This window comes from Tessaracoccus yangjingae, from assembly GCF_054483935.1.
The window spans coordinates 1,416,469-1,442,914 of the sequence record NZ_CM137014.1; the positions used below are offsets into that span (position 1 = coordinate 1,416,469).

A 26,446-nucleotide genomic window follows, 5' to 3' on the forward strand; every position below is an offset into this window, starting at 1 on the left:
AGTGATGGGACCGACAATGACCGTCGAGCGCGCTGAGCGGGCGAGCGAGATCATGACGCGTCTCACCGACGACGGCACCCTCTCGGTCTCCGCGCTGGCCGTCGATCTCGGCGTCTCCGAAGTCACCATCCGGGGAGACCTGAGAAACCTGGAGGAGCGCGGACTCCTGGTCCGCACGCGTGGCGGGGCGCGCCCCACCACGCTGAAGTCCATCCTGCAGCGCGAGAAGCTCAACGTGGAGGCCAAGCAGCGCATCGCCGCCGCCGCCGCCGCGATGGTCCTCGACGACGACACCATCATGATCGAGGCCGGCACCACCACCGCCATGCTGGTGCGCAATCTCACCGGGCGTCGCGGCGTCCAGATCGTCACCAACTCGGCGCTGGCCTTCTCCACGGCCCGCATCAATCCCGCGCTCGGCGTCATCCTCACCGGGGGCGTGTTCCGCGCCGAGTCCGAGTCGTTCGTCGGGCCGCTCGCCGAGCGCGCCATCGCAGACTTCAACACCCGCCTGGCCTTCGTCGGCACGGACGGGTTCTCCCCCGAGCGAGGCCTCACCACGCGGTTCGTCGAGGGCGGCCAGGTGGCCTCCCTCATGCGCGAGCGTGCCGAGGAGACCTGGCTGCTGGCGGATTCGTCGAAGTTCGGCCAGGCAGGCTTCGTCACCTTCCTGCCACTGGCGGGCATCACCGGAATCATCACCGACGACGGGCTCCCCGCGGGCGCCGTCGAGGCGCTGCGGGAACACACCCAAGTCCGCGTCGTCTGAACAAGCAACCAACAAGAAGGACAGAGAACATGGCAACCGTCGTAGTCATGCCGCAGCTCGGCAACAGTGTCGAGTCGTGCCTGATCGTGTCGTGGCAGGTCAAGGTGGGCGACGAGATCGCCGAGAACGCCATCGTCTGCGAGGTGGAGACGGACAAGGCCTCCATGGAGGTCCCCACCTCCGCCGCAGGCACCGTGCTGGCGCTGCTCTGGGCCGAGGGCGACGACGTCCCGGTCAAGGAGCCGCTGCTCGTGGTGGGCGCCGCAGGTGAGGACCCCAAGCCCGCGCTCGACGCCGCCGGCTGGAAGGGTGAGGGTGGCGACGATGCCGCAGCCCCCGCCGCCGAGGCAGCCGCCCCGGCAGCCGCCGAGCCCACAGGCCAGCCCCAGGTTGAGCGCACCGCCGCCACCGGCGCGTCGAGCCCCCGCGCCCGCAGCCTCGCCGCCGCCAACTCACTGGATCTCGGCGCCGTCGCCGAGGGCTCGGGCCCCGGCGGGCGCGTCATCGAGCGCGACGTCAAGGAGGCACTCACCTCCGCCACCACCGGCGCCGCCCGCGCAGGAGCCCACGGCGCCGCGGCCCAGGGCACCGGCCTCGGCGGACGGGTCACCACCGCAGACCTCACCTCCCCCGCCCAGCCCGCCGCGACACCCGCCGCCCCGGCGCCCCACCCGGCCGCCGCCGTCGACGCCGACTTCCCCGGCCCCTCGGAGGAGACCAAGGTCAAGGGCGTCCGCAAGGTCATCTCCGATCGGATGATGAACTCGCTGGCCACGTCAGCGCAGCTCACCTACACCACCACCGCGAACGCCCAGGGCCTGCTGGACCTGCGCAAGAAGCTGAAGAACTCGGACCCGTCGCTCGGCATGTCCGGCGTGACCATCGGCGACCTCGTCGGCTACGCCGCCGTCCGGGCCGCCGCGAAGAACGTCTCGCACAACGCCCACCTGGCCGACGGCGTGCTCACCACCTTCGAGCGCGTCCACATGGGCTTCGCCTGCGACACCCCCCGCGGCCTGCTCGTGCCGACGGTGCGCAACGCGTCGCTGATGAGCCTGCGCGAGTTCTCCGTGGTGAGCAAGCAGCTCGCGGCCGACGCCATCGGCGGGACGATCAACCCCGACCTGCTCTCCGGGGCCACCTTCACGGTGTCCAACCTGGGCGGCTTCGGCATCGAGTCGTTCACCCCGCTGCTCAACGTGCCGCAGACCGCCATCCTCGGCGTGGACGCCATCTTCCCCCGGGTCAAGGTCAACGCCGACGGCTCCGTCGGCGCCGAGCAGCGCATCGGCCTGTCGCTCACCGCGGACCACCGCGCGATCGACGGCGCGGACGCCGCCCGCTTCCTGCAGGACCTCGTGAAGTTCATCGAGGCCATCGACATCACCGTTCTCGGCTGAGAGGAACCGACACATCCATGAGTGACTTCGACGTCATCATCCTGGGCGGGGGGCCCGGTGGCTACATCGCCGCCGAGCGCCTCGGCCACGCGGGGAAGAAGGTCCTCCTCATCGAGGCCGACTCCCTCGGCGGCACCTGCCTCAACGTGGGCTGCATCCCCACCAAGGCCCTGCTCAACGCGGCCAAGACCTACGAGCACGCCAAGCACGGCACCAACCTCGGCATCCACACCTCCGACATCACGGTGGACTGGACCGAGCTGCAGAAGTGGAAGGCCCAGACGGTCACCACGCTGGTCAAGGGCGTCGCGTTCGCGGAGAAGAAGGCCGGCGTCACCGTCGTCAAGGGCTACGGCACCTTCGACGGACCCGGCAAGGTCACCGTCGACGGCACCACCTACACCGGCGACCACGTGATCCTCGCCACCGGCTCGGTCCCCGTCATGCCCCCCATCCCCGGCGCGAAGGACAACCCGCACGTGGTGGACTCCACCGGCATGCTCGCCGTCGAGTCCATCCCGCCGCGGCTGGCCGTCATCGGCGGCGGCGTCATCGGGCTGGAGTTCGCCAGCCTGTTCGCCACGCTCGGCTCGGAGGTCACCGTCGTCGAGATGCTGCCCGAGATCGTGCCCTTCATGGACGCCGAGCTCGCGCCCATGCTCCGCAAGGCGCTCAGCAACGTGAACTTCAAGCTGTCGTGCAAGGTCACCGCGATCGACGGCGGCTCGGTGAAGTACACCACCGCCGACGGAGCCGACGAGGCCGTGGAGGCAGACGTCGTGCTCATGGCCGTGGGCCGCCGCCCAGCAGTCCAGGGCTGGGGCGCCGAGAACACCGGCCTCGAGGTCTCCGGCAAGGGCGTGGCCGTCGACGACCGCATGCGCACCAACCTCCCGAACGTCTGGGCCATCGGCGACGTCACCGGCCGCTCGCTGCTCGCGCACGCGGCGTACCGGATGGGCGAGATCGCCGCGGCGAACATCCTCGACCCCGAGGCCCACCGCAAGGGCGAGGTCATGCGCTGGTCCACCATCCCGTGGGCCGTCTACTCCATCCCGGAGGCCGCCGGCATCGGGCTCACCGAGGCCCAGGCCAAGGCCCAGGGCGGCAACGTCCGGACCGTCACCGTCCCCGGCGCGATGTCGGGCCGCTTCGTCGCCGAGAACGGCGTCAAGGCCCCCGGCGCCGCGAAGCTGGTCTACGACGGCGACACCCTGCAGGTGCTCGGCGTCCACGTCGTCGGCAGCTACGCCTCGGAGATGATCTGGGGCGCCTCCGTCGTGCTCGAGACCGAGCTCAACATCACCGACCTGCGCCAGGTCGTCTTCCCCCACCCCACCGTCAGCGAACTCATCCGAGAGGCGGCTTGGGCTGCCAAGGCCTGAGCGACCAGAGAAAAGAAACCAGGAGCAGCACACATGCCACGCACCCTCGTCGTCGATCCGAGCAACGTCCGCTCGGCGTCGTTCATCACCACGCCCGACATCCCCGTCAACCAGTACAAGCCCAACTTCGCCGCCGAGCTCGAGACGCACGGCAAGGACGGCCTCGTCGACATCCTCCACGACATGATCGCCGTGCGTCAGTTCGAGACCATGCTCAACTCGATCAAGACCACCGGCGCCTGGAACGGGGTGGAGTACAACCACCGCGGCCCCGCCCACCTGTCGATCGGTCAGGAGTCGGCGGTCGTCGGCCAGGCCTCGCAGCTCGACCCCACCGACTTCCTCTTCGGCTCGCACCGCAGCCACGGCGAGATCCTCGCCAAGTGCTACTCCGCGGCCCGCAAGCTGGACCCGGCCGAGCTCGAGAACATCATGAAGACCTTCCTCGACGGCGAAACCCTCGGGTTCGCCGAGAAGGTGGACCACGACGGCCTGCTCGACCTGGCCGAGAACTTCATCCTCTACGGCACCGTCGCTGAGACCTTCGCCCGCAAGGCCGGCTTCAACCGCGGCCTCGGCGGCTCCATGCACGCCTTCTTCGCGCCCTTCGGCTCCATGCCCAACAACGCGATCGTGGGCGGCTCGGCCGACATCGCCACCGGCTCCGCGCTGTTCAAGCGGATCAACCGCCAGCCCGGCATCGTCATCGCCAACATCGGCGACGCGTCCATGGGCTGCGGCCCCGTGTGGGAGGCCATGATGATGGCCGCCATGGACCAGTACCGCACCCTGTGGAAGCACGGCGTCGACGGCAACCCGCCGATCTGGTTCAACTTCTTCAACAACTTCTACGGCATGGGCGGCCAGACCTCCGGCGAGACCATGGGTTACGACATCCTGGCCCGCGTCGGCGCCGGCGTGAACCCCGAGGCCATGCACTCGGAGCGCGTCGACGGCCTCAACCCGCTCGCCGTGGCCGACGCCGTGGCCCGCAAGCGCCAGATCCTCGAGGCTGGCAAGGGCCCGGTGCTCACCGACACCATCACCTACCGCTTCTCCGGCCACTCGCCGTCGGACGCCTCCTCTTACCGCACCCGCGAGGAGGTGGAGCTGTGGGAGACGCACGACGGCCTCAAGAACTACGCGGCCTACCTCGTCGAGAACAAGGTGCTCAGCCAGGGCGAGGTCGACGACATCCAGGCCAGGTTCGACGAGCGCCTCACCAAGATCATCGCCATCGCGACGAAGGACGAGGAGTCCAGCCCCCGCGTCGGCATGGACTTCATCGAGTCCGTCATGTTCTCCAACGGCAACGTGGAGGCCATGGCCGAGGGTGAGCCCGAGCTGCTCGAGCCGCTCGAGGAGAACGCCCGCGTCAAGTCCCTGAAGAACAAGGTCCGCAAGGCCACCGACGAGAACGGCAAGCCCGTCTCCAAGGCCAAGGCCTACTCCTACCGCGACGCCCTGTTCGAGGCCGTGGCGCACCGCTTCGCCACCGACCCGACGATGGCCGGCTGGGGTGAGGAGAACCGAGACTGGGGCGGCGCGTTCGCCGTCTACCGCGGGCTCACCGAGCTGCTGCCGTACCACCGCCTGTTCAACTCGCCCATCTCCGAGGCCGCCATCATCGGCGCCGGCGTCGGCTACGCCCTCTCCGGGGGCCGCGCCATCGTCGAGCTCATGTACTGCGACTTCCTGGGCCGCGCCGGCGACGAGATCTTCAACCAGGCCGCCAAGTGGCAGTCCATGTCCGCCGGCCTCCTGACGATGCCGCTGGTCATGCGCGTGTCCGTCGGCTCCAAGTACGGCGCGCAGCACTCGCAGGACTGGTCCGCGCTCGTGGCGCACATGCCCGGGCTCAAGGTCTACTACCCCTCCACCCCGTACGACGCCAAGGGCATGATGAACCTGGCGCTGCGCGGCACGGACCCGGTGATGTTCTTCGAGTCCCAGCTCCTCTACGACGTGGCCGAGCAGTTCGCGGCCGACGGCGTGCCGGAGGGCTACTACGAGGTTCCCGAGGGCGAGCCGGTGGTGCGCCGCGAGGGCACCGACCTCACCATCGCGGTGATCGGCCCCACCCTCTACCGCGTGATGGAGGCGGCAGACCTGCTGCAGGAGAAGTACGGCATCTCCACCGAGGTCATCGACCTGCGCTTCGTGGCCCCGCTCAACCTGGACCCGATCGTCGAGTCCGTGAAGAAGACGGGCCGCCTCGTGCTCACCTCCGACGCGGTGGACCGCGGCTCGTTCCTGCACAACGTGGCCTCGTCGATCCAGACCCTGGCGTTCGACCACCTGGACGCGCCTGTCACTGTCGTGGGCTCGCGCAACGCGATCACCCCCGCCGCCGAGCTGGAGAAGGAGTTCTTCCCGCAGCCCGACTGGCTGATCGACGCCATCCACGAGCGGATCCTCCCCCTCGCGGGCCACGTGCCGAGCACCAACCAGACCAACGCCGAGCTGGCGCGTCGCTCCCGGATGGGGCTCTGAGCCATGTCCCGCGACGCGATCAACGATCCGACGCTGCTGCCGGCAGAGCGCCTGGCTGCCCTGCGGGAGTACCTGCAGGGTGGCCCGGAGTTCCCGGAGTTCGTCACCGAGTCCAACAACCACGTCCACACCATCTACAGCTTCAGCCCCTACACGCCGGCCATGGCCGCGCTGCGGGCGCGTGAGGCCGGGCTGATGGTCGTGGGCTCCGTGGACCACGACTCGGCCGGTGCCGCCGCGGAGATGGCGGAGGCGGCCTCCCTGCTCGGCATGGGCGCCGTGACCGGCTTCGAGTGCCGCGTCTACGTGCACACGGCCGACGAGGTGGCCTCCGGCAACGCCCCGATGCACACCCGCAAGCTCAACAACCCGGACACCGCGGGCATCGCCTACATGACGGTGCAGGGCATCCCCGCCTCGTCGCGGGACAAGGTGGCCGAGTACCTGGTGCCCATCCGCGAGGCGCGCCTCAAGCGCACCGCGGCCATGGTGGAGCGGGCCAACGAGATCCTCGGCCGCCTCGGCGCGCCGCTGATCGACGTGGAGGCCGACATCGTCGCGCGCTCGCAGTTCCTGCGCGGCGGCACGGTGACCGAGCGTCACCTGCTGGCGGCCATGGCGTCGAAGCTCATCGAGCGGTTCGGGCCGGGGCAGTCCCTCGTCGACGGGCTGGCCGAGATGGGGCTCACCCTCTCCGGGAAGGTCGCGGACCAGCTGGCGGACCCGGACAACCCGCACCTGGTGTTCGACCTGCTGGGCGTCATGAAGGCCGAGTTCCTGGACCAGATCTACGTGGTGCCGGAGCGGCTCGAGGACGGAGGGGAGTGCCCGAGCATGGCGGAGGTGATCGCCTTCGCCAAGTCCGTGGGCGCCATCCCGGCCTACGCCTACCTGGGCGACGTCACCGCGTCGCCGACGGGGGACAAGAAGGCGGAGAAGTTCGAGGACGACTTCCTGGAGGAGTTGTTCGTCGAGCTGGAGCGCATGGGCATGCCGGCCATCACCTACATGCCGCCGCGCAACACGGCCGAGCAGATGGCGCGGGTGGCCGAGCTGGCCGCCGAGCACGGCCTGCTGGAGGTCTCCGGCGTGGACATCAACACCCCGCGTCAGGTGTTCAACTGCCCGGAGCTGCAGCGCCCCGAGCTGGCGCACCTCAACGACGCCACATGGGCGATGGTCGCGCACGAGCAGCTGGCCAACGAGAGCGCGTCGCTGGGCCTGTTCTCGCCGGACTCGCCGCTGGCGGTCCTCCGGTTGACGGACCGGGTGGCGCGCTACGGGGCGCTCGGCCGGTCCCTGGTGGCCGGTGAGACCACCGTCGAGGAGAGCGTCAGTCAACTGAGGAGGGCTCTGGCATGAGCAGCATCGTCGACATCGCCCCGGTTGTCCGGGGCGCCTACCTGGCGAAGTACGGGGTCCCCGTCCTCCTGACCTCGCTGGCTGAGGTGCCGACGGAGTCGGCCTCGACGCCCGACCCGCTGGATGAGGTGCCGACGGAGTCGGTATCGACGCCTGACCCGCTGGCTGAGGTGCCGACGGAGTCGGCCTCGAGGCCTAAGAAGGTCTCCGCGATCGCAGACCTGCCCCAGGCCCTCGCCGACGCCGACCTCCCGCTCCCCGGCGACATCGTCGTCGAGGTCGCGGGGGAGCGCTTCGCCTTCTCGGCGAGCACCCTCGGCGACCTCACGCCTCTCCCCGGCGCCCGGACCGCGGAGGCGCGCAGCGCCGCCTCGCGGTCCGCGGTCGTCGCGGGGAAGGTCGCCGTCGTCACCGGCGGCGCCCAGGGCTTCGGCGCGGAGATCGTCCACGGCCTGATCGACTCGGGAGCCTTCGTCTACATCGCCGACCTCAACGGCGACGGCGCGGCGGCCCTGGCCGCCGAGCTCGGCGACCGCGCGGCCGCCATCACGGTCAACGTGGCCGACGAGGCCTCGGTGGCGGCGATGGCCGAGCAGATCGCGGCCACCACCGGCGGCCTCGACCTGGTGATCTCCAACGCGGGCATCGTCCGCGCCGGGGGAGTGCTGGAGCAGGACCTGTCCGCGTTCGCGCTGACCACGGACATCAACTACACGGCGTTCTTCCTCGTCACCAAGCACCTGGGCCGCCTGCTGGCCGCCCAGCACAAGGCGGCACCGGGCTGGATGACCGACATCATCCAGATCAACTCGAAGTCCGGTCTCACCGGCTCGAACAAGAACGGCGCCTACGCCGGCTCGAAGTTCGGCGGCATCGGCCTGGTGCAGAGCTTCGCGCTGGAGCTCGTCGAGCACGGGGTGAAGGTCAACGCCATCTGCCCCGGCAACTTCTACGACGGCCCGCTCTGGTCGGACCCGGACCGGGGGCTGTTCGTGCAGTACCTGCGCTCCGGCAAGGTCCCGGGCGCGACCACCGTCGACGAGGTCCGCGAGTTCTACGAGGCCAAGGTGCCGCTGCGCCGTGGCACCACGGGCGGCGACGTCATGCGGGCGGTGTACTACATCGTCGAGCAGGCCTACGAGACCGGCCAGGCCATCCCGGTGACCGGCGGTCAGGTCATGCTCAGCAGCTGACCCCTGACGCCTGAGCGGCGGATCTGGTGGCGACTACGCGACCAGATCCGCCGCTCTGCGTTTCCGGCGCCGTCGTCGGCCACTATCCGGCAGTTCTGGTGGCGACTACGCGACCAGATCCGCCGCTCAGTGAATCCGTGCCCAGCGTCTATCCTCCCGGCGATCATCGGGCGGTAGTCTGGTCGCGACTACGCCGCCAGATCCGCCGCCTTGGCGGGCGGGCATCGTGGGCAGGCCAGTCTCTCGCCGTCCCAACCGCGGGCGGTCAGCGCGTCGGCCAGCTGGGCCGCGACGGCGCAGGCTTCGAGCGTCACCGACTGCCACCCGTAGCGCAGCGTGGCGGTCCCTTCGGCGATGAGGCGCGCGTTGTCGCGGGCCATGTCCTTGAAGCATTCGGTGTGGTCCCTTATGCCGTCGAGCTCGACGGCGAGCAGCGCGTCGCGGAACAGCGCGTCCCCGCGCCCGACGACGCTGCGCACCTGCTTCTCGGGCACCGGGAGCCCATGGGGGAGCAGTACCTGGCTCTGGAAACGCCACTCCAGTGCGCTCTCGATCCCATTGCCCGCGAAGCCGCACAACTCCTTGATGACCGCCGAGTGTCTGGTCCGTTGCCGTGCCGCCAGCGCGGCAAGAATCCTGGTGGTGGTGGTCCGGTTCTGCGCGAGCGCGCGCGCCACGGCCGCGATGGTCGCGTCCTCCGAGCTCACCCGGGCCAGATCGACCAGCGATGTCGCCACGGACGTCCGAGGTGGGCTGCCTATGCCGTTCCTCGTTCCTCGTCGGTACACCACGGTCCACTCCCCGACGGTGAAGCCGTCGCGCCTGGCCTCGGTCCAGACCGCGATCCGCGACGGGGCGTCCCGGACGGCGTCGTGGAGATGGGCAGCGGCGTCCTCGCCCAACACGGATCCACTCCCGCCGCGGAGAAGCCCGGCGTGGGCGGCCGCCAGCCAGGTCGCGCCGGAGGTCAGGTGCAGACCGTCAGCCGGATTGACCCACTCGCGCGCCATCCGTCGGACCACCGCCCTGGACAGCCCTCCGTCGATCAGCTGCGCGGTGGTGAGCACGCCCTCCTGGCGGCCCGCGAGCGCGTGGAGGCTCGGGGAGAGGTGTTGTCGCGGATGCATAGGCCCAGCCTGCCCAGCCGGCCTCACCGCGTCACCGGTTCGCTGGACACAGACAACACCTCAGGGCCACCTGACAACACCGTCGCGTCCCGGACAATCCTTGGGCGGCACTTCTGGCGGCGACTACGCGACCAGATCCGCCGGTCAGTGGTTTCTGGCCCCACGTCGCGCCGGACCGATCGTTGGGCGGCAGTTGTGGTCGCGACCACACCACACCAGATCCGCCGCCTTGGTCGGCGGGCGTGGCGTGATGCCGGTCCCGATGGCCGGTGGAGGCGTTTGGACTGCACCGCAGCGGGTACTGGCAAGTGTGGGAGGCCCGTCCGGCTGCCCATGACCGTAGGAGGAAAGATGAAGACAGCACGCGACATCATGACCACGCCGGTGGAGACCCTCGCGCCCACCGCGACCCTGGCTGAGGCGGCCCGTCGGCTCAGGGACCTCAACGTCGGCTCGCTGCCCATCCTCGACGGCGACCGTCTGGCAGGCGTCGTCACCGACCGCGACATCGTGGTCCGGGGCGTCGCCGACGGGCTGGACCCGTCGAGCGCGACCGTCGCCGAGATCGCCACGGGTGACGTCGTGACCGCGGACATCGACGACGACGCCGAGAAGGTGGCCCGCGTGATGGGCGAGCGGCAGGTCCGCAGGGTCCCCGTTGTCGACGGCGGAAGGCTCGTGGGCGTGATCGCCCAGGCCGACGTTGCCCGGGATCTCGACGCCCGTACCACCGGTGACGTCGTCGAGGACATCTCGCAGCGCTGACCCACGGCGCCGATCGTCCGACACTCGCGTGTGGGGAACTTGATCGGTCGGAGTCTTCGAAGCCGTCGAACCCTTCCCTTGCTTGAAGGGGAGGGGTACCGTGGACCCTGTCCTGTTACCTACATTTCGGGAGGCAAAGTATGGGCTGCGCACATCAGAATCAAGAGTCCACCGGTAAGGCCAATGAAGGCCCCGGCAGCTTGATCGAGAACGACGAGCTTCGCCGATAGGTTCAACTTCAGGGCAGAGCGTCACTGACGCCACGCCTGGCATTACCACGAGCGGGACGGGGTCGCCTTCGGGCGGCCCCGTCTCTGTGTCCCCGGCACATCAACCCTCGATCCATCCCGTCCCCTTCCCCCCCCGGGCCTGACCGCACGGCGACCGCGCGTCCCGCCCCAGGGAGGACCTCGACACGGCCCACCACCCTACGCCCATCCCTGCCGGTCGGCCCCAGCGCGCAGGTTGTGCGCATAGACCGACAGGTTGTGCGCACGCCCCCGACTCGCGATTTCGTGGCTGATTGAGTGTGTCTCGGCCCACGTGGCGTGACTCCGACTACCCGATATGTGCCTGCCGGCACGCCGAGGGAAGTGGTTCCACGAAGCGGGTGCCGAGTCCTTACCAGGGCCGTGACGGCCGGACGGGACGGGTGTGCGGACAGAAGCGTCCGCCTCCCGAGCCGCCACCGTCATCGGCCCGCGACACTCAACGAGGAGAGAGTGATGATGGTTCACCAGCACGCGATTGCGGGAGGCGTCCGATGAAGCGTTCTTCAGTTCGGATCATGGCCTTCGCCGGGATCGCCGCCATGGCACTCGCGGGATGCACCGCGGGCCCCGGGCAGTCCGAGTCCCCTGCGCCGACGTCAGAGTCGGCCGCCACCGGCAGCTACACCGAGCGCGAGGTCACCGACGGCGACACCACGTTCATGGTCGTCGAGAACCCCGGTGACGGTCCCGTCCTGTCCTACGGCTCCGAGAGCGGCATCACCCTGCTCGAAGAGGAGATCGACGGCGCCACCTACGCGTTCAAGGACATGAACGCCAACGGCGAGCTCGACACCTGGGAGGACTGGCGCGTCGAGGCGAGCGAGCGTGCCGCGGACCTCGCCGGGCAGATGTCCATCGAGCAGATCGCCGGGCTGATGCTGTTCAGCTCCCACGAGCGGACCCCCGCCGACGGCCTGACCGACGCGCAGAAGACCTACCTGACCGAGTCGAACCTGCGCAACGTGCTGAACGCCGCGGGCAGCGATGCGACCACCACCGTCCCGTGGGTCAACGAGATGCAGGCGTACGTGGAGACGCTCGCCACCGAGGAGACCCCGTACGTCCCCGTGAACTTCAGCTCCGACCCGCGCTCGACCGCCGGCTCCGGCGGCTACAACGCAGAGGGCGCGGACATCTCCCGCTGGCCCTCCAGCCTCGGCCTGGCCGCGACATTCAACGCGGAGCACACCAGCAACTACGGTGAGATGGCCTCCGCGGAATACCGCGCGCTGGGCATCGCCACGGCGCTGAGCCCCCAGATCGACCTCGCCACCGAGCCCCGCTGGCTGCGCGTCGGCGGGACCTTCGGCGAGGACGTCGCCCAGAACACCGAGCTGGCCGCGGCCTACGTGGACGGCTTCCAGGGCACCGGCGGCGAGGACGTCTGGGGCTCCGAGTCCGTCAACGCGATGATCAAGCACTGGGCCGGCGACGGGCCGGGCGAGGGTGGCCGTGAGGGCCACACCGATGCCGGCAAGTACGGCGTCTACCCCGGCGACAACTTCGACGAGCACGCCGCAGGCTTCCTGGGCTCGCTCGACTCGGCGGCCGTCATGACCGCCTACTCCATCGCCCTGGACGCGAACGGCGAGCCGCTGTTCGGCGAGCGCGTCGGCACCGCCTACGACAACGGGCGCATGTCGATCCTGCGTGAGGACAACGGCTACGAGGGCGTCGTCGTCACCGACTGGGGCGTCATGAGCGGCGCCAACGACGAGGGCGCGTTCTTCGGTATGGCGTGGGGCGCAGAGGACCTCGCTCCCGCGGAGCGCTACCTCGAGGTGCTCGGCACGGGCCACGACATGTTCGGCGGCGTCAACGACGCCACCTTCATCCTCGAGGCCGCTGAGCTGTGGCAGCAGAAGTTCGAGGCCGGCGAGCTCGAGGTCGACGCCGAGACCCGCTTCCAGGAGTCGGGCGCGCGCATCCTCTCGATGCTCTTCAACCCGGGCCTCTACGAGAGCGCCTTCCTCGATCCCGAGGTCTCGTCCGAGATCCTGGCCAGCGACGACAAGGTTGCGGCCGGCTACGCCGCGCAGCTCGACTCGGTCGTGATGGTCAAGAACGACGGCGGCACCATCGCCGCAGCCGAGGCCGCAGACTGGTCCGACAAGACCGTCTACATCCCGCGGTCCTACAGCAACGGCTTCGCCAGCGCCTTCGGCCCCGGCGAGTACACCGAGGGTCCGAGCATCGACGTCGAGACGGCCGAGCAGTTCTTCGGCACCGTCGTCACCGACGAGGCCGTGACGGACGCCGACGGCGTGGTCACCAGCTACACCGCTCCCGATCTCAGCAATGTGGACCTCGTCCTGGTGGGCATGGACAGCCCGGACAACGGCGGCAACTTCTCCAACATCGGCCACGACCTCGAGACCGACGAGTGGTACCCGCTGTCCCTCCAGTACCGCCCCTACACCGCCGATGGCGAGAACGTGCGCAAGGAGTCCATCTCGGGTGACATCCTTCCGGACGGCACCAAGCAGAACCGCTCCTACTTCGGCAACACCTCGCGGATCGCGAACGAGGCCGACCTGGATTCGTTCGAGCGGGCCGTCGCGGCCGTCGAGGCCAGCGGCAAGGACATCCCCGTGGTGACCGTCCTCAAGGCGACCAACCCCGTGATCCCGGCCGAGTTCGAGGCCAAGTCCGATGCGATCGTCGTCGGCTTCGGCACGAGCGACCAGGCCCTCATCGAGGTCTCCCTGGGGCTGTACGAGCCCAAGGGCCGCCTGCCGATCCAGTTCCCGATCAACATGGACACCGTCGAGGCCCAGCAGGAGGACGTCGCCAAGGACATGACCCCCTACACCGACGCCAACGGCAACGTGTACGACTATGGCTTCGGCCTGAACTACGCCGGCCCCATCGCCGGCTGACGCCAACCGCCACAGGGGTGGCCGACGGAACCGACCGTCGGCCACCCCACCACCGGCCTTAGGGACCAGCCCGAGGCCAGAGACCACAAGGAGACACTGTGAAGACCAACAAGATCCTGACCACCGGACTCGGCCTGCTGATCGCCCTCACCGGCGCCCTCGGCGTCACCGCCTACTCCGGCGACAACGGCGCCGGCACTGCCGCTCAAAGCAGCCAGGCCACCCAGAACATCGACGTGGCCGCGGACCTGGAGACCGCCCGCCAGACCGTCCTCGAGGCGCTCGAGGACGACGACTGGGCCCAGGTCATGCTCGCCAGCGATGTGGACGCTCCCACCGTCAAGTACGGGCTCCTCGTGATGCCTTACACCTACTCGGAGGCCACCGAGCGCGTCCAGGGCACGATCGAGATCGACGGTGGCAAGTTCACCATCGAGGCCGACTCCGCCGAGACGGGCAAGACCTGGCAGATCGACCAGGACGGCACCATCACCGAGGTCACCGAGTAGTCCCCCGACAAGGAGGACACCCACGACGCCAGTACTCGAAGGAGAGAAGAAGTGAACGCCCGACCCAAGAAGGACGCCGGTCGCCAGAAGGCGCCCATGTCGAACAAGAAGTTCCTGTGGATCTGGATCCCCGTGCTCGCCACGGTGACCGCGCTGCTCGTCGCCGTGAACGTGGCGCTCGTCGCCGGAGGCGGATGGGTCGCGTCCCAGCTCGGGTCCGGCACCTACACCTTCACCAACTCCGAGGAATCGGCGGAGTGGGACACCGAGTACTACACCTCGGACTTCGCCAGCATGGATGAGGTCGACGAGGCGGCCAAGGGCCTCGTCGAGGACATCGCCGCGGGCGGCATCGTCCTGGCGAAGAACGAGGCGGGCGCCCTGCCGCTCGCGTCGGCCTCGAAGGTCACGATGCTGGGTCGAGCCGCTGCAGACCCGGTCTTCGGTGGCGCCGGCTCGGGCTCCGTGGACACGCGGTCCGCGGTGACCGCGCGGGCGGGCCTCGAGGGCGCGGGCTTCGAGGTCAACGACCAGGTGTACGCGGCCATCGAGGCGTTCGCGGCGGAGAACCGCCGCGGTCACATCGAGATGGACAACCCCGGGGCGTCGAGCTACAACATCGGTGAGCTGCCCGTCGGTCAGTACGAGGCACTGCAGGCCTCGTTCGCCGACTATTCCGACGCGGCGGTGGTCTTCATCGGCCGCCCGGGCGGCGAGGGCGGCGACCTGACCCGCGACATGGCGGACTGGGACGACAACGCGGCCGAAGGCCAGCACCAGCTTGAGCTCAACCAGGACGAGCGCGACCTGATCGAGCTCGCGAAGGAGTCCTTCGAGACCGTGGTCGTGGTGGTCAACGCGTCCACGACCATCGAGATGGGCGACGTCCAGGACGATCCCGGGGTGGACGCGGTCCTGCTTGCCGGTTCCCCCGGCGCCAGCGGCTTCAGCGCCCTGGGCGGCGTCCTGACCGGCGACGTGAACCCGTCGGGGCGCACGGCCGACGTGTGGGCCGCCGACTTCACCGCCGACCCGACCTTCGTCAACTTCGGCGACTTCATCTACGACAACATCGAGGCGTCCTTCCCGGTCTCCGCCGTCGAGCAGGCCACGTCCAACGCGACGCTGACCTCCGACGCCCCGTTCGTCAACTACGCCGAGGGCATCTACATCGGCTACCGGTACTACGAGACCGCGGCGGCCGAGGGCTTCATCGACTACGACGAGGCCGTCGTCTACCCCTTCGGTTACGGCCTCAGCTACACCGACTTCACCTGGGAGATCGTCTCCACCGAGGCGGGCGGCGTCGACGGCACGGTGTCGGTCCAGGTGGAGGTCACCAACACCGGTGACTCCGCGGGCAAGGACGTCGTGGAGCTCTACTACACCGCGCCCTACACCGAGGGCGGGATCGAGAAGTCCGAGGTCGTGCTCGGGGCCTTCGACAAGACCGGCCTCCTCGAGCCCGGCGCCTCCGAGACCCTCACCCTCGAGGTCGCGGTGGAGGACATGGCGTCCTACGACCACCTCGACAGCCGCGCCTACGTCCTCGAGGCCGGCGATTACGAGATCAGCCTGCGGACCGACTCGCACACCGTCGCGGCCGGCACCGAGCCCATCACCTACACCGTGGCCGACGAGGTGGTGTACTCCGGCGACAACCACCGCTCGACCGACCTCAGCGAGGTGACCAACCAGTTCGACGACGTCTCCGCGCAGTTCGTGTCTGAGCCGCAGGAGGGCAAGATCCTCTCGATGTCGCGCGCGGACTTCGCCGGCACCTTCCCGACCGCGCCGACCGCCGACCAGTTCGTGGCCGACGACGCCGTGGTTGCGGGCTTCGCACCCTGGGACCACGAGGCCGCTGCGGCCGGGTTCGACGGCGAGAAGCAGGCGACCGGCGACGACTCCGACCTCACGCTGATCGACATGCGCGGGCTGGCGAAGGACGACCCCAAGTGGGACGAGATCATGGACTCGCTCACAGTGAGCGAGATGACCGACCTGCTGCTCAACGGCGCCTACCAGACCGCCGGCATCGGGTCGATCGCCAAGCCGCAGACCCTCGAACCTGACGGCCCGGCGGGCTTCTCCTCCTTCATCAACTCGTCCATCAACGGCGTTGCCTACCCGTCGCAGTTCCTCATCGCGCAGACCTGGGACGTCGATCTCGGCACCGAGATGGGCCGGATGCTCGGCAACGAGGCGCTGCAGAAGGGGATCAACGGCTGGTACGCGCCCGCGGCCAACCTGCACCGCTCGCCGTTCGGCGGCCGCAACTTCGAGTACTACTCGGAGGACCCGGTCCTGTCGGGCGCGCTGCTCACCTCGGTGGCCAACGGGGTCGCGGAGAAGGGCGTCTACACGATGCTCAAGCACTTCGCGCTCAACGAGCAGGAGACCAACCGCGTCAACAACGGCATCGCGACGTGGGCCAACGAGCAGACGATCCGCGAGCTCTACCTGAAGCCGTTCGAGATGGCCGTCAAGGACATCACGATGGACGTCACCTACATCGCCGACCAGGACGGCACCATCGAGGAGACGACGATCGGGGCTGCGGGCATCATGAGCTCGTTCAACCGCATCGGCACCACCTGGGCCGGTGGCTCGGAGGCGCTCATGACCAACGTGCTGCGTGGCGAGTGGGGATTCGAGGGCTTCGCGATCTCGGACTTCAACCTCTACCCCTACATGAACCCCAACCAGTCCATCCATGCAGGCACGGACCTCACGCTGACCTTCCAGCCGTCGAAGTCGTTCAACGACACCTCGTCGGCCAAGGCGGTCACCGACATCCGCAACGCGACGGAGAACATCCTGTTCACCGTGGCCAACTCCAACGCCATGAACGGGCTCGCCCCCGGCGCGACGGTGGACTACACGCCGCCCACCTGGGTCTACATCCAGTACGCGGCCTCGGCCGTCGTGGGTGCGCTGGTCCTCCTCGGAGGCTTCCTGGTGTGGCGCCGGGTGCGTCGCCACAGCGGAGCCACCGAGACCGCCTGAGGCCACACCCTGACCACACGGTCCAGGTCCACCCGGTGCGGGGTCCGCGATGCGCGGGCCCCGCACCGTTGTGCGTTCCCGGCGGCCTGCTGCCCGCCGCGGGTCCCAGGCCGGGGGTCAGAACCAGCCGCGCACCGTGTTGTCGAAGCGGCTGAGGGCCGAGCCGATCGCCATGTGCATGTCAAGGTACTGGTAGGTGCCCAGGCGCCCGCCGAACAGCACCCGCGGCTCCTGTGCCGACGCCTCGCGGTAGCGCTCCAGCCGCGCCCGGTCCTCGGGCGTGGCGACGGGGTAGAACGGCTCGTCCCCGCCCTCTGCGAAGCGCGAGTACTCCCGCACGACGACGGTGCCGGACCGGTGCGTCCGCTCCGGGTGGAAGTGCTTGAACTCCAGCGTGCGGGTGTAAGCGACGTCCTCGTCGCACTCGTTGATGACGGCGGTGCCCTGGTGGTCGTCGACGTCGAGGACCTGGCGGTCGAAGTCGAGCGTCCGCCAGCCGAGCGGCCCGAAGCGGTGGCCGAAGTAGCGGTCCAGGGGCCCGGTGTAGACGATCGGCACCTGCCCGACGGCGGCCGCACGGCTGAGCTCGTGCCCGCCCTCGAGGAAGTCCACCCCGAGGCGCACGTCGATGAGCGGGTGGTCGGCCATCCGCTCCAGCCAGGCGGCGTAGCCGTCGCGGGGCATGCCCTGATGGGCGTCGGAGAAGTACCGGTTGTCGTAGGTGAACCGCACCGGCAGGCGGGTGATGATCCCCGCGGGGAGGTCCCTGGGGTCCGTCTGCCACTGCTTGGCGGTGTAGCCGCGGATGAAGGCCTCGTAGAGCGGCCGCCCGATGAGCGAGATGGCCTTGTCCTCGAGGTTGCCCGGCTCGCGGCCCGCCAGCTCGCCTGCCTGCTCGTCGATGAGCCGGCGCGCCTCGTCCGGGCTGAGGCCGGCCCGGAAGAACTGGTTGATGGTGCCGAGGTTGATCGGCAGGGGGAACACCTCGCCGCGATGCCGTGCGTAGACGCGGTGCTCGTAGCCGGTGAACTCGGTGAACCTGTTGACGTAGGCCCACACCGCCTCGTTGGAGGTGTGGAAGATGTGCGCACCGTAGCGGTGCTCCTCGATGCCGGTGGCCTCGTCCACCGTGCTCCACGCGTTTCCGCCGATGTGGTCCCGCGACTCGACGACCGTGACCCGCAGCCCCAACTCGGTGGCGGCCCGCTCCGCGATGGTCAGCCCGAACAGGCCGGAGCCCACGACCAACAGATCCATTGTTCCTCCCGGCAGGCAGCTCAGTGGCGAGGCTACCAGCGACGGGCCCGGCGCCGATTGATACTGTGTGGCACCCGGAAGGAGCGTGCATGATCCGCATCGGAGTGGTGGACGACCAGCAGGAGAGCCGCAACCTCCTGCAGTCGTACCTGGCGCGCTACGAGCACGAGCACGGAGCGCAGTTCGCCGTCGAGGAGTTCGCCGACGGGTCGGAGCTGACCGCGGCCTACCGCCCCCGCTTCGACATCATCTTCCTCGACGTCCAGATGGAGAACCTCGACGGCTTCGCCACCGCCCGCCTGATCCGCGAGGTGGACCCCGGCGTGATCCTGATCTTCGTCACCAACATGGCCCAGTTCGCCATCAAGGGCTACGAGGTGGACGCCATGAGCTACCTCCTCAAGCCCGTCCCGTATTTCGCGTTCTCCCAGGAGCTCAAGCGATCCCTGGAACGGCTCGAGCGCTCCCGCGACGATCACATCGTGCTCAGCGTGGGCGGCGAGGTGTTACGGGTCAACCTGGCGGACGTGATCTACGTCGAGAGCATCAAGCACCGCCTGGTGTTCCACACCGCCGACGGGAAGCTGTCGATGATCGGCACCCTCAAGGAGATGGCCGCCCAGCTCGAGCCACGCGGCTTCTACCGCTCCAACAGCTTCCTCCTGGTCAACCTCCGCCACGTGGAGGGCTTCAGCAACGGTGAGTCCCGGCTCACCGGGGGGATCTCGCTGCCGGTCAGCCGGGCACGGAAGAAGCCTTTCCTCGAGGCGCTCACGGGCTACTTCGGCGGGAACCCGGCGTGACCGAGGTTCTGCCGAACATCCCCCGCGAGATCACGGGGCTGGCGGAGTGGCTGGCCTGCGTGGTCTACATCCTCGTGCTGCCGAGGCGCTGGGGTGTGGTGGGCACCGTCGCCACGCTCGTCGTCGGCCTGGCCGCGCTGGTCGGCATCCAGCTGTTCGCCGGGACGCTGCCCCTCCACCTGTGGACCGTGGGAATGGCGCTGGCGGTGGCCGGCATGGTGGGCCTCATCGCCGCCGCCACGTCCGTCGGCTTCCGCGACGTCGGGTATGTCACCGCCCGCGCGTTCGTGCTCGCCGAGCTCGTCGCCTCCCTCGAGTGGCAGATCCACGCCTTCTACTTCCACCCGGAGCCCGGGGTCACCGGCCTGGTCCCGACGCTCGTGCTGCTCGCCCTGTACGCCGCGGCGTTCGGGGCGGCCCACATGCTGGAGCGGCGGCACTTCGACGGCACGGCGCCCGCCGTCGGGCCTCGCATGCTCAGCATCGCCGTCGCCATGGCGGTGACCACCTTCGCGCTCAGCAACCTCAGCTTCATCACGCCGAACACCCCCTTCAGCGGCGAGATCTCCATCGAGGTGTTCTACATCCGCACGCTGGTGGACCTTGCGGGCTACATCGCCCTCTACGCCCAGCACGAGCAGCTGCGCAAGCAGCGCGCGGACCTCGAGCTCGCGGCCATGGACGCCATCCTGCGCACGCAGCATGACCAGTACCTCGCCGCCAAGCGCGACATCGAACAGGTCAGCCGCGCCTCGCACGACCTCAAGCACCATCTCGCGGTCATCCGCACCGAGCCGGATCCGGACAAGCGCGGGCTCCAGCTCGACGCGTTGGAGGAATCGCTGGACCAGTTCGGCGCCGCCTTCGACACCGGCAACCCCGTCCTGGACACGCTGCTGACCTCGAAGGCGCGCTACTGCCGCTCCCGCAACATCAACTTCACGTGCGTGGCCGACGGCACGGCGCTCGGCTTCGTGGACGCGATGGACCTGGCCAGCATCCTCGGCAACGCACTCGACAACGCGATCGAGTCGGTGCAGCGGCTGAAGGACCCGGAACACCGGATCATCCGGGTGGCGGTGTTCAACCAGGCCCGCTTCGTCGTGTTCAAGTTCGAGAACTACTTCGACGGCAAGCTGCGCTACGAGGAAGGGGAGCTGGCCACGCGCAAGGTGGGCGGAGCCCACGGCCTCGGGCTGAAGAGCATCCGCTTCGCCGCCGAGAAGTACGGCGGGCAGGCCACCGTCGCCGACAAGGACAACTGGTTCACCCTGACGGTTCTGCTGCCGCTCAGTTGAAGCCGACGACCCGCTGCGCCGCCAGGTACGCCCAGACCGAGACCTTGCGCCCGGCACGCCCGGGCAGGTTCACCAGCGCGCCGACGCTGCTCCGGCGGAGCCGTCGATGGGCGGGGGCGTGCGCAGCGCGCAGTTCCCTCCAGAGGTCGCGCTTCATGCGCAGGTGCTCCGGCGCGCCGGAGCGGATCAGCATGATGGAGGAGACCCCGCACACCAGCCCGAGGTAGTGCACCTGGTAGCGGTGGAGCGCCTTCGGCGTCGTGCCGGGCGAGGGCAGCGCGTCGATCATCAGCCGGTTGACCCTCAGCTGCTGATCCAGGCGCTTGAGCATGACGCTCTCGTGCACCGACTGGTCCGAGCGGCCGATGTGATAGCGGTACAGGTCGACGTCGAGGTAGCGCATCCGCCGGACGTAGGGCAGTGGCAGGAAGGCATACAGGTTGTCGACGTAGAACGTGTGCTCGGGGAGTCGCATGCCGGAGTTGCGCAGCACCGCGGTGCGGTACGTGAGCGAGTGCATGAGCATGCCCTGATCTGCCCGGAACCGGCCCACCTCCTCCCAGCTGAACTCGCGGCCCAGCGGGAGCGACCTGCGGTAGCGCATGGTGTGCCGCCGCTCACGCCCCTCCTTCTCGTAGACGAAGTTGGTGACCACCGCGTCCAGCCGGTCCTGGCCGCGCAGCACCCCGAGCAGGGCGGTGAGGGCGCCGCGGTCCAGCCAGTCGTCGCTGTCGACCACCCTGAAGTAGCGGCCCGTCGCGGCGTCCAGACCCGCGTTGACGGCAGAGCCGTGGCCCCCGTTCGGCTTGTCGACGACGCGGACCCGACCAGGGTGGGCCTGGGCCCAGCGATGGGCGATGGCCGAGGTGTCATCCGAGGAGCCGTCGTTGACGACGATCACCTCGAGGTCCTCGTCGAACGGCAGCATGGAGTCCAGGCAGCGGTCCAGGTAGGCGGCCGAGTTGTAGCTCGGCACTGCCAGCGTCAGGGTGGTCACGGTGGTGATCCTCTCAGGCGGAGTGCTGCGCGGGCTGGGCCTCGTCGGCCACCGGCACCTGCTTGAAGATGACCTTGAAGATGGGGTAGAAGACCCAGAACGAGATGGCCGCGTTGATGATCATCGTGATGACGTCGGCGGTGGCCTCTCCGGTCCCGCCCCAGCCGAGGGTGTCCATGAAGAAGGTGTAGATCGGCACCTTGTAGAAGCCCTGGGCGGCGGCCGCCACCAGCGTGATGACGATGTAGGCCACCAGGTACCAGAAGGCGGCGCGCCAGATGGAGGTGTTCGACTTGAACGTGATGTTGCGCTGGGCGAAGAAGTTGATCACCTGCGCGATGAGGATGGCCAGCTGCACGGCCAGGAAGTAGGCCAGGCCACCGCCGCCCTCCGGAAGCGCGCCGGCCGCGTAGTCGAAGACGTAGTACTGGGAGCCGTCGACGTTGGAGCCGACCGGCCAGACCTGGAAGTTGACGTCGATGAGGGCGGTCTGGCCGAAGATGGCCTTGAACACCGGCATGACGACGATCTGCAGCACGGTCACGCCGTTGCTGAGGATGAAGAACATGAGGAACTTCGACATTTCAGGGTGGCGCTCGCTGAAGCCACCCCACATCGTGCGGATCTTCGAGAACATGGGGTCTACTCCTTGGATGGTCAGCGGGCTTCGGTGAGCCGGCGCGTGAGGTCTGTGGCGGTGCGCCGGTTGCGGACGAATCCGCCGATGATGGCCCGCAGCCCGCGGACGTGGTGGCCGTTGGCGAGGGTGACGATGCCGTCGACCATCTCGTCGTTGACCATGCCGTTGGTCATCTTCCCGAGCGCCCGGACGGGCATGTTGTACAGGAACGCGATGTTGAGGTCCGGCTCGCCCTTGGCCTCGCTTCTAAGCCGGAGCGTGTTGAGGACCCAGTGCGCGAACCTGGCGAGCGGGCTGCGGGCCCGGCGCAGGTCGCCGAGCGGGTCGTTGCGGTCGAGGCCGCCGGACGCGTCCTCCTCCGGCACCGTGACGCCCAGCAGGTCGCTGAACTCGTCGTCGGTGAGGCCGCGGAGCATGGCGGTGCGCAGGGTGGCGGGCGCGACGGCGCGGCTGATGGTCACGCCGGGGACGTGCAGGTCGCCGCTCAGCCGGATGTCCGCCGAGCTGGCCCCGACAAGGACGCGGCGGGTCGCGTCCTCGGTCACCCACGCGCCGCTGGCGGCGTCGAAGTGGCGCCACGTGTAGGCGTCGAAGGCGATGCTGACGCGACGGGACTCGCCGGGCGCCAGCCGGACCTTGACGAAGCCCTTGAGCTCCTTGTCGGCCCGGACCACCGCGCTGCCGGGTGTCGCGGCGTACAGCTGCGCGATCTCCGCCCCCGCCACCTCACCGGTGTTGGTCAGGGTGAACTCGGCGCCGTCGTCGGTCAGGGAGAGGTCGGAGTAGGCGAAGGTGGTGTAGCTGAGGCCGTGGCCGAAGGGGTAGCGGACGGCGCGCCCGGCGGCCTCCGCGTGGCGGTAGCCCACGAAGAGTCCCTCGCGGTAGGCGCTGACGCGCCCCTCGGCGGGGAACCGCCCGTAGGTGGGCGTGTCGGTGAGGGCCATGGGGTAGGTCTCCGCGAGCTTGCCCGACGGGGTGACCTGCCCGGTCAGCACCCGGATCGACGCCTCCGCGCCGGCCTGTCCCGAGAGGTAGCCGTGCAGGACGGCGCGGGCCTGATCGGCCCAGCCCATGTCGACGACCGAGCCAGCGCTCAGCACCACCACGACGTTCGGGTTGGCCGCGGCCACCGCACGCAGCAGGGACAGCTGTGCGTCGGGAAGGTCGATGTGGCGGCGGTCCACGCCCTCGGACTCGCTGATCTCGTCCAGGCCGAGGTACAGCACCACCACGTCGGCGGCCTTGGCCTTGGCCACCGCCTCCCGCTCCAGCTCGGCGTCGGCGGGGGAGTGCCGACGGTAGCCCTGGGCGTAGGCGACGAGGTCCAGCCCACTGGCGGTGATCGCCTCCCGGGCGCTGGTGAGGCGGGTGGGGTTGACGGCGGAGGAGCCCGCGCCCTGGTACCGCGGCGTGTCGGCCATGTCGCCGATGAGCGCCACGCGGGTCCCGGGGGCCAAGGGGAGGAGCGTGCCCTCGTTGCGCAGCAGGACCATAGACTCCTCGGCGGCGCGCCGGGCGATGCCGTGGTGGGCGTCCCGGTCGATCTCCGGTCGAGGGGTCTGACGGGCGCAGAGCGCCAGCCGCACCACCTCGGCCGACCTGGCGGTCAGGTCGGCCTCGGCGAGGCGGCCGTCGCGGACGGCCTCCACCAGTTGGCGCACTGAGTCGAGACCCGGCGCGGGCATTTCAAGGTTGGCTCCCGCGGCCACGGCTGCGACGGCGTCGTTGCTGCCACCCCAGTCGCTGATCACCACGCCGTCGAAGCCCCACTCGTCGCGGAGGATCCCGGTGAGCAGGTGCCGGTTCTCGTGGGCGTAGGTGCCGTTGACCAGGTTGTACGAGCTCATCAGCGCCCGGGGCGCGGACTCGCGGACCACGATCTCGAACGCCGTGAGGTACAGCTCACGCAGCGTCCGCTCGTCGACGACGGAGTCCGACGACATGCGGCGCAGTTCCTGGCTGTTGACGGCGAAGTGCTTCGGTGTCGCGGCCACTCCCTCGGCCTGGATTCCGCGGACGTAGGCGGCGGCCAGCTTGCCGCTCAGGTACGGGTCCTCGGAGAAGTACTCGAAGTTGCGGCCGCCCAGCGGGCTCCGCTTGAGGTTGAGGCCGGGGCCGAGCAGGACGTCGACGTCGAGGGCGCGGGCCTCCCGGCCCAGTGCGTGCCCCACCTCCTCGGCCAGCTCTGCGTCCCAGCTGCACGCCACCGTCGCAGAGGTGGGGAAGCAGGTGGCGGGCTCGGATGCGTTGAGCCCGAGATGATCGCCCGAGCCCACCTGCTTGCGGACGCCGTGCGGGCCGTCGGCCATGAAGAAGGACGCGATGCCGTGGCGGGGAAGGTCGCGGGACTCCCAGACGTTCTTGCCGCTGAGCAGGGCGGCCTTTTCCAGCGTCGTCAGCTTCTCGATCATGGGCATCTCCGGTGATGGGCGTCCTGGGACGGGGAACGTGCCCCAGGGGAACACCGGAAGTTGACCACGGCCGCCAGCCCGGGCTCCGGCCGGTTTGCACAACCGGCGCGATCGGCGGCTCAATCCGTCGGATCCCCCCTGGTTCCCGGCCCTGGCGCGTCCGTCGTCCTGCCCGTCCGGAGGGCGCAGTCGGACGTCCTGGGGGGAGCGGCCGAGGGCCTCGACGCGACGGAATCCGCGGGCGGTCTCGACGGCGGTGGGAGGCAATGCTCACAAGGGAAGATGGATGGCGCAGAGGGTCGACCATGCTACCTGGGGTTGGTCGGACCGATTATCTCGGGGGTGCCGTTCCGGGCGGCCCGGCCCCATGGTTGTATTACTCCATGACAGCCCGAAAGATCGGCGTGACGGAGCTTGTACTCCGAGACGCGCATCAGAGTTTGATGGCGACCCGCATGGCCATGGAGGACATGGTCGGCGCCTGCGAGGACCTCGACCAGGCTGGTTACTGGTCGGTCGAATGTTGGGGTGGCGCGACTTTTGACTCCGCCATCCGATTCCTGAACGAGGACCCCTGGAAGCGCCTTCGCACCTTCCGCGAGTTGATGCCCAACACGCGGCTTCAGATGCTGCTGCGAGGCCAGAACCTCCTCGGATACCGCCACTACGAGGACATGGTGGTGGAGAAGTTCGTGGAGAAGTCCGCCGAGAACGGCATGGACGTCTTCAGGGTCTTCGATGCACTCAACGACCCCCGCAACATGGCCCACGCCATGGCTGCCGTGAAGAAGGTGGGCAAGCACGCCCAGGGCACCATCTGCTACACCATCTCCCCGGTGCACACCGTCGAGGGCTACATCAAGCTCGCCGGCCAGCTCCTGGACATGGGCGCCGAGTCCATCGCCCTGAAGGACATGGCCGCCCTGCTGCAGCCGCAGCCCGCCTACGACATCATCCGCGGCATCAAGGAGACCTACGGCGACGTCCAGATCAACGTCCACTGCCACTCCACCACGGGCGTGACGCTCGTGTCGCTGATGAAGGCCATCGAGGCCGGCGCAGACGTCGTGGACACGGCCATCTCGTCGATGTCGCTCGGCCCCGGCCACAACCCGACGGAGTCCCTCGTCGCGATGCTCGAGGGCACCGAGTACACCACGGACCTGAACATGGACCGGCTGCTCAAGATCCGCGACCATTTCGCCGGCGTCCGCCCGAAGTACAAGGAGTTCGAGTCGGCCACGCTGGTGGACACCGACATCTTCTCCTCGCAGATCCCCGGCGGCATGCTGTCGAACATGGAGTCCCAGCTCAAGGCGCAGGGCGCGGGTGACCGCATCCGCGAGGTGATGGAGGAGGTCCCGCGGGTCAAGGCCGACGCCGGCCACCCGCCGCTGGTCACACCGTCGTCGCAGATCGTGGGCTCGCAGGCCGTGTTCAACGTCCTGATGGGCCGCTACAAGGTCATGACCGGCGAGTTCGCCGACCTCATGCTCGGCTACTACGGCGAGTGCCTGGGGGAGCGCAACCCCGAGGTCATCGAGCTGGCCCAGAAGCAGACCAAGAAGGACATCATCACCGGCCGCCCCGCGGACTACCTGAAGCCGGAATGGGACGAGCTGAACACCCAGGCCGCGGCGCTCGAGGGCTTCGACGGCTCCGAGGAGGACGTGCTCACCAACGCGATGTTCCCCGGTGTGGCGCCGGCGTTCTTCAAGACCCGGGATCAGGGCCCCAAGAGCGTCGCCAAGACCACCGAGCAGCTCAACACCGAGAAGGTGGCCGCCGCCTCGCATCAGGGCATCACGGGGCCCATCAAGTACAAGGTGACGCTCGCCGGCCGCGAGCACCACGTCGCCGTCGAGCCAGTCTGAGGA

General features: G+C 69.1%; 18 protein-coding genes. 13 read left to right on the forward strand and 5 right to left on the reverse strand.

Annotation, left to right across the window (positions count from 1 at the left end; translation table 11 throughout):
• The first annotated feature begins 16 nt into the window (after positions 1–16).
• Genes ACX1D3_RS06040 through ACX1D3_RS06065 form a run of 6 tightly spaced genes read left to right on the forward strand, consistent with a single transcriptional unit; the run spans position 17 to position 8,602 of the window.
• Positions 17–769 carry a DeoR/GlpR family DNA-binding transcription regulator gene (locus ACX1D3_RS06040; RefSeq protein ID WP_458996084.1) on the forward strand — a complete coding sequence of 251 codons (753 nt, stop codon included), beginning with the start codon at positions 17–19 and terminating at the stop codon, positions 767–769.
• Between the two features lie 29 nt (positions 770–798).
• Entirely contained in the window at positions 799–2,169 is a 1,371-nt protein-coding gene (locus ACX1D3_RS06045; RefSeq protein WP_458996085.1) for a dihydrolipoamide acetyltransferase family protein, read from the forward strand.
• 17 nt (positions 2,170–2,186) lie between these two features.
• The gene (lpdA, locus tag ACX1D3_RS06050) at positions 2,187–3,554 is read left to right on the forward strand and encodes a dihydrolipoyl dehydrogenase (RefSeq protein ID WP_458996086.1); all 1,368 of its coding nucleotides are present in this window, start codon (positions 2,187–2,189) and stop codon (positions 3,552–3,554) included.
• Between the two features lie 33 nt (positions 3,555–3,587).
• Positions 3,588–6,047 (forward strand): alpha-ketoacid dehydrogenase subunit alpha/beta, encoded by a 2,460-nt coding sequence (locus ACX1D3_RS06055; RefSeq protein WP_458996087.1) that lies wholly within the window; start codon positions 3,588–3,590, stop codon positions 6,045–6,047.
• A 3-nt stretch (positions 6,048–6,050) separates the two neighbouring features.
• Positions 6,051–7,409, forward strand: coding sequence for a PHP domain-containing protein (locus ACX1D3_RS06060; protein ID WP_458996088.1), 1,359 nt, complete (start codon positions 6,051–6,053; stop codon positions 7,407–7,409).
• Entirely contained in the window at positions 7,406–8,602 is a 1,197-nt protein-coding gene (locus tag ACX1D3_RS06065; protein ID WP_458996089.1) for an SDR family NAD(P)-dependent oxidoreductase, read from the forward strand. The genes ACX1D3_RS06060 and ACX1D3_RS06065 overlap by 4 nt, the downstream gene beginning before the upstream one ends.
• Positions 8,603–8,790: 188 nt before the next feature.
• On the opposite strand, the gene ACX1D3_RS06070 is transcribed toward ACX1D3_RS06065, so the two are convergent.
• Positions 8,791–9,729, reverse strand: a complete 939-nt coding sequence (locus ACX1D3_RS06070; RefSeq protein ID WP_458996090.1) for a putative endonuclease domain-containing protein — start codon at positions 9,727–9,729, stop codon at positions 8,791–8,793.
• Between the two features lie 351 nt (positions 9,730–10,080).
• Here ACX1D3_RS06070 and ACX1D3_RS06075 point away from each other — a divergent pair, with 351 nt between their 5' ends.
• From ACX1D3_RS06075 to ACX1D3_RS06090, 4 genes are all read left to right on the forward strand, one after another.
• Positions 10,081–10,494, forward strand: a complete 414-nt coding sequence (locus tag ACX1D3_RS06075) for a CBS domain-containing protein (RefSeq protein ID WP_458996091.1) — start codon at positions 10,081–10,083, stop codon at positions 10,492–10,494.
• 763 nt (positions 10,495–11,257) lie between these two features.
• Positions 11,258–13,645: a glycoside hydrolase family 3 N-terminal domain-containing protein gene (locus ACX1D3_RS06080; protein WP_458996092.1), complete on the forward strand. Its 2,388-nt coding sequence runs from the start codon at positions 11,258–11,260 to the stop codon at positions 13,643–13,645.
• Between the two features lie 98 nt (positions 13,646–13,743).
• Positions 13,744–14,154, forward strand: a complete 411-nt coding sequence (locus ACX1D3_RS06085) for a hypothetical protein (protein WP_458996093.1) — start codon at positions 13,744–13,746, stop codon at positions 14,152–14,154.
• Positions 14,155–14,205: 51 nt separating this feature from the next.
• Positions 14,206–17,163 carry a glycoside hydrolase family 3 C-terminal domain-containing protein gene (locus tag ACX1D3_RS06090; protein WP_458996094.1) on the forward strand — a complete coding sequence of 986 codons (2,958 nt, stop codon included), beginning with the start codon at positions 14,206–14,208 and terminating at the stop codon, positions 17,161–17,163.
• Positions 17,164–17,280: 117 nt separating this feature from the next.
• On the opposite strand, the gene glf is transcribed toward ACX1D3_RS06090, so the two are convergent.
• Entirely contained in the window at positions 17,281–18,420 is a 1,140-nt protein-coding gene (gene glf / locus ACX1D3_RS06095) for a UDP-galactopyranose mutase (RefSeq protein ID WP_458996095.1), read from the reverse strand.
• Positions 18,421–18,509: 89 nt separating this feature from the next.
• Between glf and ACX1D3_RS06100 the strand changes: the two genes are divergently transcribed.
• Positions 18,510–19,223: a LytR/AlgR family response regulator transcription factor gene (locus ACX1D3_RS06100; RefSeq protein ID WP_458996096.1), complete on the forward strand. Its 714-nt coding sequence runs from the start codon at positions 18,510–18,512 to the stop codon at positions 19,221–19,223.
• Positions 19,220–20,521, forward strand: coding sequence for a sensor histidine kinase (locus ACX1D3_RS06105; protein ID WP_458996097.1), 1,302 nt, complete (start codon positions 19,220–19,222; stop codon positions 20,519–20,521). The genes ACX1D3_RS06100 and ACX1D3_RS06105 overlap by 4 nt, the downstream gene beginning before the upstream one ends.
• Here ACX1D3_RS06105 and ACX1D3_RS06110 read toward each other — a convergent pair.
• From ACX1D3_RS06110 to ACX1D3_RS06120, 3 genes are read right to left on the reverse strand one after another with little or no spacing between them, the layout of a single operon-like run.
• Positions 20,514–21,518: a glycosyltransferase family 2 protein gene (locus ACX1D3_RS06110; protein WP_458996098.1), complete on the reverse strand. Its 1,005-nt coding sequence runs from the start codon at positions 21,516–21,518 to the stop codon at positions 20,514–20,516. The two genes, ACX1D3_RS06105 and ACX1D3_RS06110, sit on opposite strands and share 8 nt — an antisense overlap.
• A 13-nt stretch (positions 21,519–21,531) precedes the next feature.
• Complete coding sequence (locus ACX1D3_RS06115) at positions 21,532–22,155, reverse strand: hypothetical protein (protein WP_458996099.1); 624 nt, start codon at positions 22,153–22,155, stop codon at positions 21,532–21,534.
• Between the two features lie 20 nt (positions 22,156–22,175).
• Complete coding sequence (locus ACX1D3_RS06120; protein ID WP_458996100.1) at positions 22,176–24,569, reverse strand: glycoside hydrolase family 3 C-terminal domain-containing protein; 2,394 nt, start codon at positions 24,567–24,569, stop codon at positions 22,176–22,178.
• A gap of 383 nt (positions 24,570–24,952) precedes the next feature.
• Between ACX1D3_RS06120 and ACX1D3_RS06125 the strand changes: the two genes are divergently transcribed.
• Positions 24,953–26,443: a methylmalonyl-CoA carboxytransferase subunit 5S gene (locus ACX1D3_RS06125; protein WP_458996101.1), complete on the forward strand. Its 1,491-nt coding sequence runs from the start codon at positions 24,953–24,955 to the stop codon at positions 26,441–26,443.
• Positions 26,444–26,446: the final 3 nt, after the last annotated feature.

What these genes read in the sequence shown, in the direction of transcription:
- ACX1D3_RS06055 (WP_458996087.1), top strand. Translation starts at nt 3,588, where the DNA reads ATGCCACGCACCCTCGTCGTCGATCCGAGCAACGTCCGCTCGGCGTCG.
- glf (WP_458996095.1), bottom strand. Translation starts at nt 18,420, where the DNA reads ATGGATCTGTTGGTCGTGGGCTCCGGCCTGTTCGGGCTGACCATCGCG.
- ACX1D3_RS06040 (WP_458996084.1), top strand. Translation starts at nt 17, where the DNA reads ATGACCGTCGAGCGCGCTGAGCGGGCGAGCGAGATCATGACGCGTCTC.
- ACX1D3_RS06125 (WP_458996101.1), top strand. Translation starts at nt 24,953, where the DNA reads ATGACAGCCCGAAAGATCGGCGTGACGGAGCTTGTACTCCGAGACGCG.
- ACX1D3_RS06080 (WP_458996092.1), top strand. Translation starts at nt 11,258, where the DNA reads ATGAAGCGTTCTTCAGTTCGGATCATGGCCTTCGCCGGGATCGCCGCC.
- ACX1D3_RS06075 (WP_458996091.1), top strand. Translation starts at nt 10,081, where the DNA reads ATGAAGACAGCACGCGACATCATGACCACGCCGGTGGAGACCCTCGCG.
- lpdA (WP_458996086.1), top strand. Translation starts at nt 2,187, where the DNA reads ATGAGTGACTTCGACGTCATCATCCTGGGCGGGGGGCCCGGTGGCTAC.
- ACX1D3_RS06070 (WP_458996090.1), bottom strand. Translation starts at nt 9,729, where the DNA reads ATGCATCCGCGACAACACCTCTCCCCGAGCCTCCACGCGCTCGCGGGC.
- ACX1D3_RS06045 (WP_458996085.1), top strand. Translation starts at nt 799, where the DNA reads ATGGCAACCGTCGTAGTCATGCCGCAGCTCGGCAACAGTGTCGAGTCG.
- ACX1D3_RS06100 (WP_458996096.1), top strand. Translation starts at nt 18,510, where the DNA reads ATGATCCGCATCGGAGTGGTGGACGACCAGCAGGAGAGCCGCAACCTC.
- ACX1D3_RS06120 (WP_458996100.1), bottom strand. Translation starts at nt 24,569, where the DNA reads ATGATCGAGAAGCTGACGACGCTGGAAAAGGCCGCCCTGCTCAGCGGC.
- ACX1D3_RS06115 (WP_458996099.1), bottom strand. Translation starts at nt 22,155, where the DNA reads ATGTTCTCGAAGATCCGCACGATGTGGGGTGGCTTCAGCGAGCGCCAC.
- ACX1D3_RS06060 (WP_458996088.1), top strand. Translation starts at nt 6,051, where the DNA reads ATGTCCCGCGACGCGATCAACGATCCGACGCTGCTGCCGGCAGAGCGC.
- ACX1D3_RS06065 (WP_458996089.1), top strand. Translation starts at nt 7,406, where the DNA reads ATGAGCAGCATCGTCGACATCGCCCCGGTTGTCCGGGGCGCCTACCTG.